Source organism: Undibacterium sp. Tian12W (assembly GCF_049339405.1).
Classification (GTDB): domain Bacteria; phylum Pseudomonadota; class Gammaproteobacteria; order Burkholderiales; family Burkholderiaceae_D; genus Undibacterium.
On sequence record NZ_JBMPPK010000007.1, the window covers coordinates 1 to 16,112 of the forward strand.

General features: G+C 50.8%; 8 protein-coding genes. 7 read left to right on the forward strand and 1 reads right to left on the reverse strand.

Annotation, left to right across the window (positions count from 1 at the left end; all coding sequences use genetic code 11):
• Positions 1–602 precede the first annotated feature (602 nt).
• Both ACO0LI_RS10070 and ACO0LI_RS10075 read left to right on the forward strand, forming a co-directional pair.
• The gene (locus ACO0LI_RS10070; protein ID WP_423032448.1) at positions 603–3,374 is read left to right on the forward strand and encodes a beta strand repeat-containing protein; all 2,772 of its coding nucleotides are present in this window, start codon (positions 603–605) and stop codon (positions 3,372–3,374) included.
• A gap of 97 nt (positions 3,375–3,471) precedes the next feature.
• Entirely contained in the window at positions 3,472–4,614 is a 1,143-nt protein-coding gene (locus ACO0LI_RS10075) for an OmpA family protein (RefSeq protein WP_423032449.1), read from the forward strand.
• A gap of 97 nt (positions 4,615–4,711) precedes the next feature.
• Here the strand turns inward: ACO0LI_RS10075 and glnE are convergent, their stop codons facing one another.
• Positions 4,712–7,441, reverse strand: coding sequence for a bifunctional [glutamate--ammonia ligase]-adenylyl-L-tyrosine phosphorylase/[glutamate--ammonia-ligase] adenylyltransferase (gene glnE / locus ACO0LI_RS10080; RefSeq protein ID WP_423032450.1), 2,730 nt, complete (start codon positions 7,439–7,441; stop codon positions 4,712–4,714).
• A gap of 364 nt (positions 7,442–7,805) precedes the next feature.
• Here glnE and ACO0LI_RS10085 point away from each other — a divergent pair, with 364 nt between their 5' ends.
• From ACO0LI_RS10085 to bcsD, 5 genes are all read left to right on the forward strand, one after another.
• The gene (locus ACO0LI_RS10085; protein ID WP_423032451.1) at positions 7,806–11,984 is read left to right on the forward strand and encodes a YhdP family protein; all 4,179 of its coding nucleotides are present in this window, start codon (positions 7,806–7,808) and stop codon (positions 11,982–11,984) included.
• 60 nt (positions 11,985–12,044) lie between these two features.
• A complete protein-coding gene (locus ACO0LI_RS10090) occupies positions 12,045–12,839 on the forward strand; it encodes a carbon-nitrogen hydrolase family protein (RefSeq protein WP_423032452.1) in 795 nt (264 codons plus the stop codon).
• Between the two features lie 173 nt (positions 12,840–13,012).
• Positions 13,013–14,473: a metalloprotease TldD gene (gene tldD / locus ACO0LI_RS10095; RefSeq protein WP_423032453.1), complete on the forward strand. Its 1,461-nt coding sequence runs from the start codon at positions 13,013–13,015 to the stop codon at positions 14,471–14,473.
• Between the two features lie 43 nt (positions 14,474–14,516).
• Positions 14,517–15,284 carry a cellulose biosynthesis protein BcsQ gene (gene bcsQ, locus ACO0LI_RS10100; protein ID WP_422953914.1) on the forward strand — a complete coding sequence of 256 codons (768 nt, stop codon included), beginning with the start codon at positions 14,517–14,519 and terminating at the stop codon, positions 15,282–15,284.
• A 334-nt stretch (positions 15,285–15,618) separates the two neighbouring features.
• Positions 15,619–16,110, forward strand: a complete 492-nt coding sequence (gene bcsD / locus ACO0LI_RS10105) for a cellulose biosynthesis protein BcsD (RefSeq protein ID WP_423032454.1) — start codon at positions 15,619–15,621, stop codon at positions 16,108–16,110.
• Positions 16,111–16,112: the final 2 nt, after the last annotated feature.

A 16,112-nucleotide genomic window follows, 5' to 3' on the forward strand; every position in this document is an offset into this window, starting at 1 on the left:
CATCGGTTTGCTGGGGCATGCGCCGGATCAGGCGACGTTTGATGCACTGCTGGCGCAATCGGGTACCGATGTGGTGACGCTGATCGGGCAGTTTATTAATTCGCCTGAGTATCTGGCGCGGTTTATGGCCTGAGCCTGAATTCCTCAACATGCAAAGCCGCCTGGGAAAATTCCCCGGCGGCTTTTTTTATTTGATGCGCGTAAGAAAGTATCATCATCAGAGCATCATTCCAGAATCGAAAATGCTCATAACTGTTGTTTAAAAATGCAATTAAAAATTCAATAGCTTATGAGTGCGCTATCGCACAGATAGCGTCCGTAAAAAGAGAGATAAGGGATGCTTGATACCTTACTCAAGCAGAAATTGCCTGGTCAATCTGTCAAAGCTGGACGGATAAAGACTGCCTCCCCCATGTGAAATCAATGAAACCAATGAAATTAATCCTGGTTATTCATTTCACCTCAAGGTCGCTTTCTGAAATATGAAAGAAGCACCGTATTGCGGCCACACCGAAATTACTCGGCACCGGTTTCATCTGAAAAAAAAGGCAAAAATGAACATCCTACAGCGCTACCTGAGGCCGCTTGCGTGCGTCTCTGCAATGCTCATCACATCATTTCTTGCCGGTTGCGGCGGTGGTGACCAGGGCCGCGATCCGATTTTGGGATTGCCATCAACCACTCTTTCTACACTCACCGTCACCCCAGCTACTTCCACAGTAGCAAGTGGTGGTATGCAACAATTTGTGGCTACAGCAACCTTTGCCGACGGTGTTTCCCGTGATGTCACGACGGCTTCCGTGTGGAGTTCTGGCAGCCCTGCGATAGCCAGTGTCGTCAGTGACACTGGTGTTGCCAAAGGTCTGGTGAGTGGATCGGCGATTATCACCGCCAGCTTCGGTGGCAAACTTGCCTCTGCGACCGTGACAGTGTCGCCTGCATCCCTGCAATCGATCAACCTGCTTCCGGCAAATCCTTCTTTAGCTGTTGGTGGCAAGCAGCAATTTTCAGCGATGGGAACTTACTCTGATGGCACCACCAGTGACATTACAGCGATCTCCAGCTTTACGTCAGCCACGCCTGCATCGGCCACGATCAGCAGCACTGGATTGGCGACGGGTGTCGCAGTCGGTTCAAGCGTCATTACAGCAGCGTCAGGTGCAAGGACGGCATCGACCTTGCTGACCGTGACACCGGCAAGCTTGCTCTCCATTGCTTTGACGCCAGCTAATCCGACTATGCAAGTAGGTACGACGCAACAGCTGACTTCTACGGCTAAATATTCAGATGGTAGCAGCGTGAATGTTACAGCGACGACCAGCTTCAGTTCTGCCACACCTGCCAATGCAACAGTCTCGACTGTCACAGCCAGTAATGGTCTGGTGACTGCAATTGCTACTGGCTCCTCTGTCATTACAGCGACGTTTAATGGCATGAGTACGACAACGACCATCAACGTCAGCTCTGCTGTGTTGCTCACTATTACCGTGATACCACCTAATGCTAATGTTGCGGTTGGCAGTACCCAGCAATTTGTCGCCAGTGGCGGTTATTCTGACGGAACTACAGCAAACATCAGCAATGGTGTGACCTGGGCGACGAGCTCACCTTTAGTTGCAACGGTCTTGCCAAATGGTCTTGCTACTGCTGTGGCTACCGGCCCTGCGCTTATCACAGCAACGCTGGGTGGTAAAACAGGTTCTGCCGCATTGACTGTGGTACCCGCTGTTACTTTGAACTCTATTGCGATCACCCCCGTCACTGCAAATCTGGCAATAGGTTCTACCCAGGCATTCGTAGCGATTGGTACTTACTCTGACGCCAGCAATGTCAATGTGACGAATTTGGTTACCTGGAGTTCTGGCAGTAGCTCAGTTGCAAGCATATTGTCGACCGGTGTAGCAACGGGTGTGACGGCAGGTACATCGGTGATCACTGCAAGCCTCAATGCTAAATCTGCGACAGCCACACTCACAGTTGTATCCAGCCCGGCCCTGACTTCGATTTCGATTGCCGCACCACCAGCGAGTTTGCTTGTTGGCGCTACACAGAATCTGGTGGCAACAGGTAATTACTCGGATGGCAGCACCGCCAATATTACAAACACCATCACTTGGAGTTCTGGTGCAAGTACGATTGCAACGGTAAATGCAAGTGGGCTGGTGACTGCAGTCTCTCCTGGTACTACACCTGTTGTGGCGATATCTGGCACTAAATCTACTTCAGTAACGATTAATGTGTTGCCCGTCGCAACTTTAAATTCCATCGCAGTGACCCCAGCCTCGCCAAGCATAGCTGTCAATGGCGCACAGAGTCTGGTCGCTACGGGTAGCTTTGCAGATGGCAGCATCCTTAACATCAGCAATTCTGTCACCTGGTCTTCTGCTAACGCTGCAGTTGCTTCGGTGTCGGCGACAGGTGTTGCCAATGGCTTGTCCGGTGGTACTGCCGCCATTACTGCCAGTTTTGCTGGCAAGCTGGGTAGTGCCAGTTTGACGGTAACACCTGCAGTCACGCTTACGGGTATCACGCTTGCGCCAGTCAATGGCTCAGTACCTGTTGGATCATTGCAGCAATTTACGGCGACCGGCACTTACTCAAACGGCACAAGCAATAACATCAGCAGCACGGTAAGCTGGAATTCAGGTGTAAGTAGTGTCGCTAGTATCTCATCCAATGGACAAGCTACGGCACTTGCAGCAGGTGTGACAAATATCACGGCGACGCAAGGTGCGCAGACAGCAAGTACCAGTTTTACCGTGACAGCTGCACCACTGGCAAGTATCAATCTTGGTAGTGCGGCCAGCTTTGCCGTCTTGGCTGGTGCATCAATCACCAATAATTCTGGTGGCATTACCTTGGTGAGTGGTGATGTAGGCGCGCCATCGCAGATAGTTGATCCGGTGCAGGCAGCAGGTTTTAGCAATTACAAATCTGGTGCCATATTAAACACAGCATTGGCCGACCTGCAAGTTGCCGTTGCTGATGCGAATAACCGCACCTGCACTGTTAATTCGGCGAGCGGCGTTGATCTGGGCGGGCAGACATTTACACCTGGTGTGTATTGCTATGCAGGTGCCATTACTATTACCGGTACTTTTACGATGAATGGTCCTGGCCTCTATCTGTTTCGTAGCAGTTCTACTTTAAATACGACTGCGAACTCCATCGTTGCCTTAAATGGTGGTGCATCAGCGGCCAGCGTCTTCTGGGTACCTGTATCCGCAACAACTCTTGGCGCAAACAGCGTGTTCAAGGGAACTATCATGGGGCAATCTGCAGCCATCACGATGGGGGATACGGCGACCTTGCAAAACGGCCGGGTATTGTCGGGCAGTGCTGTGACGCTTAAAAATAATGTGATTGCACGTTAAACACACATGGATATCTGAAAGAGTTCCCGATGAACTCTTTCAATAAATCATCCAATAAGTCATTCAATAAATTCGGCAAATTCATCAGGAGAAAATTATGGCGCTGCCAAAAAAATTATTCACACTTAACTTGTTCGCTTGCGCACTACTTGCCACTCAACTGGCACAAGCAGATGAACCATGGACCAACCAGGAATGGGCAGATAATGCGTGGTATCTAGGTGTGGGTGCCGGACGTGCAAACACCAGCATCGATAAAGACAGAATAGTACGCAGCCTCATGGACAATGGTGCAAGTTCTGTGACATTCGGATCAAACGAGCGTGATACCGCCTTCAAGCTGTTTATGGGCAAGCAAATAAATCGATACTTTGCCATAGAAGCAGGTTACTTTGACCTTGGCAAATTTGGATTCAATGCAACGACCACACCGCCAGGAGCTATCAATGGTGAAGTAGGCTTTCGCGGTTTTAATCTGGATTTGGTGGGGCAATTGCCATTGTCTGAGCGATTTTCATTGCTTGGACGTGTAGGTGCAAATTACACCAGAGCTGACGCGCACTTCAGTGGCAACCGCTTGTTCTCGATAACAGATCCCAATCCCACCGAGAAAAAGCTGAATCCAAAAGTTGGTGTTGGCCTGGAATATAAATTTACGCAAGCATTGGCAATGCGTGGTGAGGCAGAAAGATACCGCATCAATGATGCGGTACATAATCGTGGCGACGTGGATTTTTATTCTGTCAGCCTCGTCTATAAGTTTGGCAAGCCAGCTTATGCCAGACCGGTAGCCTACGTAGCGTCACCAGTACCTGTGATGCAACAAGATCCTATACCCGTCACTGTTGCGCAAAATCCGCCACCGCCACCAAGGCCGCAGCCTGTGTCTGAAAAAATCACTTTCAGTGCAGAAGCCTTGTTTGACTTTGATAAATCCGTCGTCAAACCACTAGGCAAGCAGGCACTGGATGATTTGTTGAATAAGCTGCAGGGCATGAATACCGAAGTGATGATTACCGTTGGTAACACTGATTCTATAGGCAGTGATGCATATAATCAGAAATTATCCATCCGTCGTGCTGAAGCAGTAAAAGCCTATCTGGTTAGCAAAGGGATTGATGCAACACGCGTCTATACCGAAGGTAAGGGTGAAACCCAGCCGATTGCAGATAACAAGACGAGTGAAGGGCGCTCCAAAAACCGTCGTGTGACCGTGGAAGTTGTTGGTTCACGTCGCTAGCAGAAAATAAGAGGATATCTTTATCCACCTTATGAAAATTGCTTAAAAAAATGTCGCTCAGAATATAAACTGAGCGGCATTTTTTCGTTCTGCTGGATTAAGCGAACAGGCTATCCCATAAAGCTTTGGTCGCACCCGCTTCTTTGCTGGCTCTTTCGCCTTCCACCCTGGCGCGGTCTTCACCCTGCAGCCGTATGCCATGCTGCAATTTACGGAATAAGCGATAAGCATCTGATACCTGATTAGCCAGTTGCAAATCGATTAGGCCTAACTCTCCGCAACGTTTTAATAAGGCGATATTGCCTTTGTTAGCGGTCAATTCAGGATACTGGTTTGCATATTTCAATACCAAAAATTGCACGATGAATTCTATATCTATCATGCCACCCGCATCCTGTTTGAGATCAAACAGGTCGCTGCGATTGACGTTGGCATCATGCATTTTTTTACGCATGCCGATGACTTCAGTACGCAACTTCTCTATATCTCTATGCTGGCGCAGGACTTGTTCGCGTATCTGCTCAAACTGCGCACCTATGCTGGCATCGCCGGCGCAAAAGCGGGAACGTGTCAGTGCCTGATGCTCCCATAGCCAGGCGGATTTTTCCTGGTAACGGGCAAAGGAAGACACTGAGGACACCAGCAAGCCACTGGCTCCATCAGGACGCAAGGCGATATCAATATCGAATAAGATGCCTGCCGGTGTGTGACTGGTCATCCAGGTAATGAAGCGCTGCGCCAGCTTGGCATAGTTGGCGGGAGCCTCCTGGTCTTCATCTTCATACAAAAAGATTACGTCGAGATCGGATGCATAACCCAGCTCTTTGCCACCTTGTTTGCCATAGGCGATGACCGCAAAGCTTGGCTCGGCTTTATGCCTGGTAGCAATAGTTTGCCAGGCAGATTGCAAGACGGCTTCAACGATAATGTCGGCCAGTTGTGAGAGTTCATCGGCCAGATGTTCTACGCTTAGCTGGCCTTCCAGATCTTGCGCCAGCAAGCGAAATTGCATGGCATGGTGCATTTCACGCAGGGTTTCCATTTGCCTTTCAGTGTCGCCGGCATGCTGCGCCAGATGCTGTTGCAAATCCTGGCGGAACACTGACCAGTCCGGGCGCTGATGCAGTGAAGACTCATCCAGCAATTCATCCAGCAGCAGAGGATGGCGGGTCAGGAACTTGGCTGCCCAGTCAGACGCGCCCATCATGCGTATCACCCTTGCCAAAGCATGCGGGTATTCAGTTAGCAGTGCGAGATAAGCCGCGCGGCGGGCGATGGCTTCCATGAAGTCGAGCAGGCGGTTCCAGGCCAGTAATTGGTTACTGCTTTGTCTGGCGATAATGTTGAGGGCATTATTGACCAGTGCCACCAGTTTCATGCGGCTGGCTTCAGACAGGGATTGCACTTTCGGTGATTGCCAGGTGGCCTGCAGTCTTTGGCTGAACGCTGCCGCATCCTGTGCTGAAAATTCCAGACCTGCCAAATGGGCAGCGATTAATTCGTCACTGTCAGGGCTAGACAGGCTGACTGCCAGCATGCCTTGTTCATTTTCGCTATTGTTCTCTGCCTTGTCGCGGAAGATCGCATCAAACTGATCGGCGATGAATTCACGGTGAGGGCGCAACAGGTCCAGCAATTCTGTCACGCTGGCGCAACCCATCATCTGCGCAATCCTCAACTGATCCTCATCTCTGGCCGGGAAGGTATGGGTCTGAGCATCATCCAGATATTGCAGTCTATGTTCGAGATTGCGCAAAAAGGTGTAGGAGTCCAGCAGTTTTTCTATGATGGGCGCATCCAGAATGCCTTTTTCTGCCAGGGTCTGCAAAGTCAGGCGGGTGGAGCGTTCACGCAAGCTGGCATCACGGCCACCGCGTATCAATTGGAAAACCTGTGCCAGAAATTCTACTTCCCGTATGCCTCCACGCCCAAGCTTGACGTTATTGCTGCGCTCTGGATGTTTGGTTTCCTGGCGCACGACTTCCGCCCGGATCTGGGCATGCATGGAACGCAAGGAGTCAATCGCGCCATAATCAAGATAACGACGATAGACGAAAGGGCGGATGATTTTTTCCAGCGCAGCGATGTCTTCGGCATTGCCCGTCATTGCCCTGGCCTTGACCCAGGCATAACGCTCCCATTCTCGCCCCTGTATCAGGAAATACTCTTCTATCATATTGAAGCTGGCGACCAGCGGGCCAGATGCGCCATTCGGGCGCAGGGCCATATCGACACGGAAGCTATAACCATCTTCTGTCACTTCAGAAATGGCAGCGATGAGTTTTTTACCAAGGCGGCTGAAGTACTCGTGATTTGACAGACTGCGCTGGTTGGAGTCTGTGGTTTGTGTTTCGCCGTCTTCGGCATAGCAAAAAATCAAATCTATATCAGAAGAGACGTTGAGCTCATAGCCACCCAGTTTGCCCATGCCCAGCACGATCATCGCTTGTTGCGTGCCACTTTCTTCCCCTATGGGAATACCATGCATGGCTTGCATTTCGGTATTAAGGGCTTGCAGATGCTGTTGTACGACAAAATCCGCAAACAGGCTGATTGTCGTAATCACTTCATTGAGGTCTGCCTGCCCACAGAGGTCGCGCTTGATCAGGGTGCAGACCACCAGCTTGCGCAGACGGCGCATGGCTTTGTTAAGAGTGGCACCTGCGTATATTTCTTTTTGTAAAAACTGCGCAAAATGGGCCGGGCTCAAGGATAATTCAGAAACTTGCTGTAACTGCTCATTTCGGCTGGTATCTGCTTCCATGCAATGAATGAAAAAGCGGGAGGCCTGGAGAATTTCGGCGTTCATGCTGGTGCTTGCGGTCATAATAGGGTTGTAATAAAGCTGAAATGGACAGATATGGTCAGTGTTGTGATTGATTTTAAGCGATAAGAGTCGGGCAGGGTGGTATTGGCTGCCAGGACTATGCAAGCAGCAGTAATTAATTTTATACTCCTTGGGAGTATAAAATTGATGTCAAGTGCCAGAGTGGGTTAAGCTTGATTGTTGCGGGAGTTATTTAATTGATAATGAATGCTGTTTATTTAATTACAGCATGTTAAAAATTCCGGGCTTGTTTTGCTGATATTTCCCGGCATGTGAGGATTTGCGCAAGGGTAATGGAGCTTGCTCATTTGCAAGCGCATGGTTTTTGCGCAAGTTTTACTTACAAACAAATTAAACATTAGCAATGACACAAGCAGATCAAGAGAACATTGCTAACACCGCAGTCAAGGACGACGAGCCGGGTCATTTTTGGCGGTTCTGTCGCTTTACCTGGCGGACTTGCGATAAAAGCCTGCGCTTCACGCTCAGGCTGATATTGGCATTGTATTTCCTGTTTTGCATACTGGTGCTGGTATTGCGCTATGTCGTATTGCCCAATGTAGACAGGTATAAGCCTGATATAGAACAGGCGATTTCAAACTCTCTCGGACGGCAATTGCAGATTGCAAGTCTGCGCGCTTCCTGGCAGGGCCTCAATCCACAACTGACGCTGGAAAATGTCGTGCTGCGTGACAAGCAGGGTGGTGCCGCGCTGGTTTTGCCCGAAGTGTCGGCAACCATGTCCTGGTGGACACTCGCAGTTGCCGATTTGCGTTTTGAGCGTATCGTCATCAATCAGCCTTCTCTTGATATACAGAGGGACGCGGACGGTAAAATTTATGTCGGCGGTTTTCATATCGATCCTGCTGCTGAAAGCAAGGGGCAGGGCCTGGACTGGGTGCTGGCTCAGCATGAAGTATTGATACGCAAGGGGTCTGTGCGCTGGACAGATAAACTGCGTAATGCGGCAGAGCTGAAATTGCCGGATGTGAATTTCCTCTTGCAAAACCAGTGGCGCAATCACAGGTTTGCCCTTAAGGCAACGCCTGATACCAGCCTTTCTGCGCCTTTGGATATACGAGGCGATTTCCAGCACCCGGTTTTTGCCAAAAAGATTTCAGATTTTTCTTTATGGACCGGCGATCTGTACGCCGATCTGCGCCGTACTGACCTGGCTGCATTAAAGGCCTATATAGACTATCCCGCCGATGTCAAGAAAGCCTATGGCTCAGTACGTGCCTGGCTGCATCTGGACAAGGGCAGGCTGGCAGACCTGACTGCAGACCTTAGCCTGGCGGACGTGTTAGGCAAGTTCCGTGCTGATCTGCCTGAGCTGGACATGGCCCTGGTCAGTGGTCGCCTCGTCGCCAGCGAAACCCAGACTTCGACACACAAGTTCCTGGCGGCCCTGATGGGCAAGGCTGGTCATAGTGTCTCGCTCATCAATTTTTCCATGCGCACCCGCGAAGGCCTGCAATTACCTGCCACCACCATCAAGGAAACATTTACCCCCGGTGACAAGGGCCAGCCTGAAAAGGTCGAGTTATACGCCAAAACTTTGGATTTACAGACACTGGCCAATTTTGCCGAGCACCTGCCTTTGCCAAACGACCAAAGGCAGATGATGCTGGACTTTGCACCCAAGGGGCAACTCCGTGACTTCACTGCCAAATGGCAGGGTACTTATCCTGATGTGTCGTCTTATAGTGTGAAAGGGCAGTTCATCGATTTGTCGATGACCGCGCAGCCAGCGCAACTGGCCAGAGCCAAAACCGCCACGTCCCCGGCAAAAGCGGCTGTGCCCGCAATACCAGGGTTTGAAAACCTGTCAGGTAGCCTGGAGGCCAATGACAAGGGTGGCAGTTTCGTGCTGGATTCCAAAAACCTGTCCTTGCGTCTGTCCAGTTATTTTGTTGATCCTCTCATGCCGTTTTCAAGCCTGAACATGCATGCGCAGTGGCAGTTTGTTGAGCAGGACAAACTGATTTTCCAGATACATAAAATGGAAGCGCAACAAGAAGGCATGCGCGCCATTTTGTCCGGCAAGCACATCATGTCCATGCGTCATGGTGCCGATGCCCAGCCGGGCGAGGTAGATTTGACCGGTAGTATTACAGGCTTTGACCTGAAGCAGCTTGACCGTTACATTCCTGCCGCAGCAGAAGAGCATTTGCGGCACTGGCTGCTGAACTCCATACTGGAAGGCAAGGCCAATGATGTCAGCGTGCGCATACGGGGTGATCTCGCGCATTTTCCATTCCATACTGCTGACGGCAAGAAAAACCACAGGGGTGAATTCCTGATCAAGGGTAGCCTGGCTGGCGCCAAACTCGATTTTTCTGCCGGCGCACTGAATGAAGAAGGCAAGCCCCTATGGCCAGTCATTGATGACATTAAAGGTGGTTTTGTGTTTGATAAAGCCAGGATGGAGATTACTGGCGACACCGCCAAAACCCTGGGTGTCGATCTGAAAAAGGTCAAGGCGATTATTCCTGATTTGTCGCAGCATGGTGCCATCCTGAGTATTGATGGCGCGGTCAGTGGCAGTCTGCAAAATATGCTGGCCTATGTGGGGGCGAGTCCGGTCAGTGGCTGGCTGGGGCATTTTCTCAAGGAAGCCAAAACCTCGGCACCTGCTGCCTTGCAGCTCAAATTGCAATTGCCCTTGCAGCATTTGATAGAGTCAAAAGTCCTCGGTATTTTGCAGTTTGCTAATAACGACGTGGTATTACAACCTGGTATTCCCCAGGTAACAGGTTTGAATGGCAAGCTGGAGTTCAATGAAACCGGGGTCAACCTCGGGACACTGAGAGGCATGGCGCTTGGCGGCCCGGTACAAATTACTGGCGGCTCGCAAAAAGATAACAGCGTTAAAGTCAGGCTCGATGGTACCGTCACTGCCGATGGCATACGCAAGATCATCCCCGTCAGCATGGTCGATAAAATGGCTGATCGTGTCAGCGGTGCCAGCCGTTACACGGCCAGCATCCATGTCAAAAAACGGCAGCCGGAAATCATCGTTGATTCAACGATGGCGGGCATCTCCCTGAATTTTCCTGCACCCTTGAAAAAGGCCAGTGCAGAGCTCATGCCTTTGCATTTTGAGCTGTTGCCACAGGCAGGCCAGGATGCGCAAACCTTGCGTGATGAAATCCGCGTTAGTCTTGGTAACTCCATCAACACCAGATATTCGCGGCAAAAACAGGGCAGTGGTCCATGGCAGGTAGTGCGTGGTGGCATAGGTGTCAATGCACCCGCACCAGAGCCGGATAGCGGTTTGAATGCCAATATAGAATTCAAGTCCCTGAATATAGACGAGTGGCGACGCCTGATGGCGCCAGTGTCTGCGAGCCAGCAGGCCAATGCCGCCGGTGCAGAAAGGGATAGTGCCGAAGTTGATTTGTCGCCTTACCTGGAACCGAGCACGGTCGCTGTCAGGACGCCGCAATTGAATATCATGGGCAAGCAGCTCGAAAATGTCATTGTTGGTGTTTCCCGTCAAAATAAAACCTGGCAAGCCAATATACATTCAAATCAGGTTGCCGGTTATCTGACCTGGAATGAAGGAACAGGTGGACAAGCGCTGAGCAGTATTACGGCACGCCTGAGTAATCTCATCATTCCCCAGTCGGCAGCTGCCGATGTCAGTGAGTTGCTGGAAGGAAAAAATACCACGACACAAATTCCTGGACTGGACATCGTTGCTGAAAACTTTGAGTTGTTCAATAAAAAGCTCGGGCATCTGGAGCTGCAGGCAGTTAATCAACTCGTCAGCCAGGGTAATGGGCGTGAGTGGCAGATCAACAGGCTGCTGTTGAGAAATCCTGATGCAGACTTTTATGCCACCGGTAAATGGGCCAGTCAGGGCGGCGATGGGCGTACCCAGCTCAATTATGTGCTGGATATTGCAAATTCAGGCAAGCTGTTGGAACGGCTGGGTTTTGCCGATGTCTTGCGTGGTGGTAAAGGTAAATTAGAAGGCGATGTGCAATGGAACGGCCTGCCTTTTGCGATGGACATACCCAGCATGAGTGGCCAGGTCAAAATGGTGCTTGCTAGTGGGCAATTTTTGAAAGTAGATCCAGGGGCCGCGAAACTGCTGGGCGTGTTGAGCCTGCAATCCTTGCCGCGCCGCCTGACACTAGATTTCCGCGACGTGTTTTCTGATGGCTTTGCCTTTGATTCCATCGCAGGTATTGCGCATATACAGCAAGGTGTGGCAAAAACCGATAACCTGAAGATGCTGGGTGTCAATGCGACCGTGTTGCTGGAAGGAAATGCTGATCTGGTCAGAGAAGCTCAGGACCTGCATGTGACCGTCATTCCTGTGGTGAATGTGGGTACGGCATCGGTCGTTTATGGTCTTGCAGTGAATCCGGTCATCGGCCTTGGCACCTTTCTTGCTCAATTATTTTTGAAAGAACCTTTGAGCAGGGCATTTACGTTTGAGTACAAGGTCAGTGGTTCATGGAAAGAACCTACGGTGACCAAAGTTGAAAGCCGTGACAATCCGTCGGCGATCAAGGCCGCAAGCAAGCCTTGAGTATGGCGGGAATGGAGCCATTTGCTCTGTGACGGTAACATACTGATAAAAGAGGGTGATATGAAGATAGCAGCAATACAAATGATATCCACGCCCGTGCTGGCAGAGAACATGGCAACTGCCAGACGCCTGTTGCAGGAAGCGGCGGCCTCAGGCGCAAAATTATTATTATTGCCTGAATACTGGCCGCTGATGGGCTTGCAGGAAACCGATAAGGTAGATATCGCCGAGCCTATAGGGCAGGGGCCCATGCAAGCCATGATGGCCGAAATGGCGGGTACTCTTGGTGTCTGGCTCATCGGTGGCACCATCCCTCTGCAGGCCGCCGAACCTGGCAAGGTCTTGAATACGACCCTGGTCTATGACCCTCAAGGCCAGCAGATTACGCGCTACGACAAAATTCATTTATTTGGATTCAGCAAGGGTGAAGAGTCGTATGAAGAGGCGCGCACTATCGTCGCCGGTAACCAGGTCAGCAGTTTTGATGCAGGTTTTGGCAAGGTGGCGCTGTCTATCTGCTATGACTTGCGTTTCCCTGAATTATTCCGTGCGCTGGGAACCAGCTCTCTGATCGTTGTGCCTGCTGCATTTACCTATACGACCGGCCAGGCGCACTGGGAAATACTGTTACGTGCCCGCGCGATAGAAAACCAGTGTTATGTGCTGGCTTGTGGCCAGGGCGGCAAGCATGTGAATGGCCGCCGTACCTGGGGGCATAGCATGCTGATCGACCCTTGGGGCAAGGTCTTGAATGTACTGGAAGAGGGCGAGGGTATTGTCAGTGGGGACATTGATGAAAGCCTGATTGCCAGCATACGCGAAAGTTTGCCGGCATTGCGTCATCGCAAGTTATGAAACTAATGCGGGGGACAATGTGGCAATGAGCGAAGTGAGCAGACCAGAGAAACCCACAGATGCTCTACAATGTCAGTGTGTGCGCCAGCGCTTTGCATGTATGTTGCCAGTATTTTGCAAATATTTTGCAAATAATGTGCGCTAATTTAATTGCAGTGTAAATAATTTATTCTATGACCCCATTTGATCCCGCCATGAGCCACCTCGCTATCGCACGCGATATTTTGCTGACCCCATTTGGCCTTGATGAAGCCAAACTCAGCAAGGTGCTGGGCAGCATGTTCACTCATAAAGTCGATTATGCCGATTTGTATTTTCAGTTCACCCGCAACGAAGGCTGGAGCCTGGAAGAGGGCATAGTCAAGACTGGCAGTTTTTCTATCGACCAGGGTGTGGGTGTACGTGCCGTTTCTGGCGATAAAACCGCATTTTCTTACTCTGATGAAATATCCGAGCAAGCCCTGTCCGATGCTGCCAGGGCAACCCGTACTATCGCCCGTCAGGGTACTGGCAAAATCCAGGTGGCATCCAGTCTCAAAGGTCTGGATAACCGCTCACTGTATTTGCGTGATGATCCCCTTCATTCCATGGACGCCAATCAAAAAGTCCAGTTGCTGGAAAAAATCGAGAAAATCGCCAGAGCAAAAGACCCGCGCATAGTGCAGGTCATGGCCAGCATGGCCGGTGAATATGATGTGGTGCTGGTGGCACGCAGTGACGGTGTGATTGCTGGCGACATCCGCCCTCTTGTGCGTGTTTCACTGACGGTCATTGCTGAACAAAATGGTCGCCGTGAAGTGGGTACCAGTGGTGGTGGTGGCCGTTATGATTATTCGTATTTCACTGATGTATTGCTGGAGCAATATGCAGACGAAGCCGTCAAATCAGCGCTGGTGAATCTGGAAGCGCGTCCTGCCCCGGCTGGCCCGATGACCGTAGTACTTGGCCCTGGCTGGCCTGGCGTACTGTTGCATGAAGCGATAGGTCATGGTCTGGAGGGGGACTTTAACCGCAAGGGTTCCAGCACTTTCTCTGGTCGCATAGGTGAACGTGTCGCAGCCAAAGGAGTGACGGTAGTGGATGATGGCACCATGGTGAACCGCCGTGGTTCCCTGAATATGGACGATGAGGGCAATCCTACCCAGTGCACGACACTGATAGAAGATGGCATCCTCAAAGGCTATATCCAAGACACCATGAATGCGCGTCTCATGAAAATGCCGGTGACTGGTAATGCCCGCCGTGAATCATTTGCCCATTTGCCCATGCCTCGCATGACCAACACTTATATGCTGGCCGGTGACAAAGATCCCGAAGAAATTCTCGCATCTGTTAAAAATGGTCTCTACGCTGTCAACTTTGGCGGTGGTCAGGTCGATATAACGAACGGTAAGTTCGTATTTTCGGCCAGTGAGGCATATATGATAGAAAACGGCAAAGTAACCTATCCAGTCAAGGGCGCTACCCTGATAGGCAATGGCCCGGAAGTATTGAATCATGTCAGCATGATAGGCAATGATCTGCGCCTGGACTCAGGCATTGGTGTTTGTGGCAAGGAAGGGCAGAGTCTGCCAGTCGGCGTTGGCCAGCCTAGCCTGCGTATAGAAGGCCTGACAGTAGGGGGCACTGCCTGATGGCTGGTGGCTCTCCATGTATTGACATGCCGGGCTTGCGCACATGATAGTCATTGCCATTGTCTCTGCGAAAGGCGGGGTCGGTAAGACCACGATCACCGCGAATCTGGGTGTCGGCCTGGCTCAGCGCGGGTTTCCTGTCACTATTGTTGATCTTGATCCGCAAAACGCCATGCAATGGCATCTTGGTGGCCTTGAGGCAGGCGAGACCAATGGCGTCAGCCTGTTGACGGCGGCACGCGCCAAGTTGATGGATGCCTGCTACACGAGTCAATTCGGATTGAATTTTGTCCCCTTTGGCAATGGTGGAGAAAAGCAGCGCATGCGTTTTGAAGATGTGCTTGAGCAGCAAGAACCCTGGCTGCGCAAGAAGTTGCAGGCTGCAAAACTGCCTGCCAATGCCATCGTATTGCTGGACACACCGCCTGGGCCTTCGGTTTACCTGAAGCAGGCGATCCATGCGGCAGACTTTTTATTGGTGGTGGTACTCGCCGATGCGGCTTCATATTCAACCCTGCCTGAGATGGAAGAATTGATTTCTACCTATGGGCACAGGAACCAGGCAGATATTGGTTCTGCCTATATAGTTAACCAGGGTTCGCAGCGGCAACTGGCGCAAGATGTGGTAGCCCTGATTGCCGACAGGCTGGGTGAGCGCATGGTGCCCTTCATCGTCCAGGAAAGTCCGCAAGTCGAGGAAGCGCTCGCCTATGAGCGCCCGGTGCTCGAATACAAGCCGGATAATCCCGCGTCTTTAAGCATACAAAAAATCATAGACTGGCTGCTGGCTGGATTGAAGAACGGGCGCTGAGTTTCAAATGCTCCAACAGATTGAAATTCTGTGAGCTATTTGTGAGGCTAGCTGTTTTTGTCAGTCCATTTATCTGCATGGGTAATTGTCAGTGCCTCGCAAAAAAAAGGGGATATTGTGTGCTTTTTGCCCCGTAATTGTGAAAATGGTTTGCAAAACAATTAAATTTTTATAAATGCTTGATCTTATTATTAATTGTTGACATTTCACCATTCATATAGGCTGGACTAGCAATAAAGGCGAGTGGTAAAGTCGCAACGAATCAACACTCTCTATGATTTGCATGTCACGATAGTAGCTATAGAGAAAAAGTTAACGCAAAGGTGTCATTAGCATGTCCACAAATTCAATTCGCTATTACGAAGAGCAGCAGTGCTCAGTTCAATGGAGATCTTTCCTTGGAGCATTTTCTGCTGAATTCGCTTCCAAAGGTGAGCCTGGCGACCTGCGCGCTTTCATGCATCAACTGGGCCGCACCATGGCTGCGGGCTTTCATGTGGATGACGGCAGCAGCCTGCAAGCGCTGGAAGCATGCATGAACAAGGTCTGGTCAGAAATGAACTGGGGCTGGGTCGAGCTGGTGGAAGAAGCCGATGCGCTGGTCGTTGCCCATCACGCCTCGCCATTGAAAGTGGCATTCGGCGAGCAGGCACTGGAATGGTCACCGGCATTACTGGAAGGTGTTTATGCCCAGTGGTTTGATGGCCTGGGTATGGACAAGTCCTTGCGCCTGACACAGCGGGCTGGCGTATTCGAAGATGGACAATTATTTGTATTTGATTTGAAGAAGCAGTCAGAAGAGCCGTCTTATTTCACACGTCGTTAATT

Bases quoted from the DNA above. Each gene is read 5' to 3' on its own strand.
- ACO0LI_RS10070 (WP_423032448.1), top strand. From the start codon at position 603: ATGCTCATCACATCATTTCTTGCCGGTTGCGGCGGTGGTGACCAGGGC.
- ACO0LI_RS10075 (WP_423032449.1), top strand. From the start codon at position 3,472: ATGGCGCTGCCAAAAAAATTATTCACACTTAACTTGTTCGCTTGCGCA.
- glnE (WP_423032450.1), bottom strand. From the start codon at position 7,441: ATGACCGCAAGCACCAGCATGAACGCCGAAATTCTCCAGGCCTCCCGC.
- ACO0LI_RS10085 (WP_423032451.1), top strand. From the start codon at position 7,806: ATGACACAAGCAGATCAAGAGAACATTGCTAACACCGCAGTCAAGGAC.
- ACO0LI_RS10090 (WP_423032452.1), top strand. From the start codon at position 12,045: ATGAAGATAGCAGCAATACAAATGATATCCACGCCCGTGCTGGCAGAG.
- tldD (WP_423032453.1), top strand. From the start codon at position 13,013: ATGACCCCATTTGATCCCGCCATGAGCCACCTCGCTATCGCACGCGAT.
- bcsQ (WP_422953914.1), top strand. From the start codon at position 14,517: ATGATAGTCATTGCCATTGTCTCTGCGAAAGGCGGGGTCGGTAAGACC.
- bcsD (WP_423032454.1), top strand. From the start codon at position 15,619: ATGTCCACAAATTCAATTCGCTATTACGAAGAGCAGCAGTGCTCAGTT.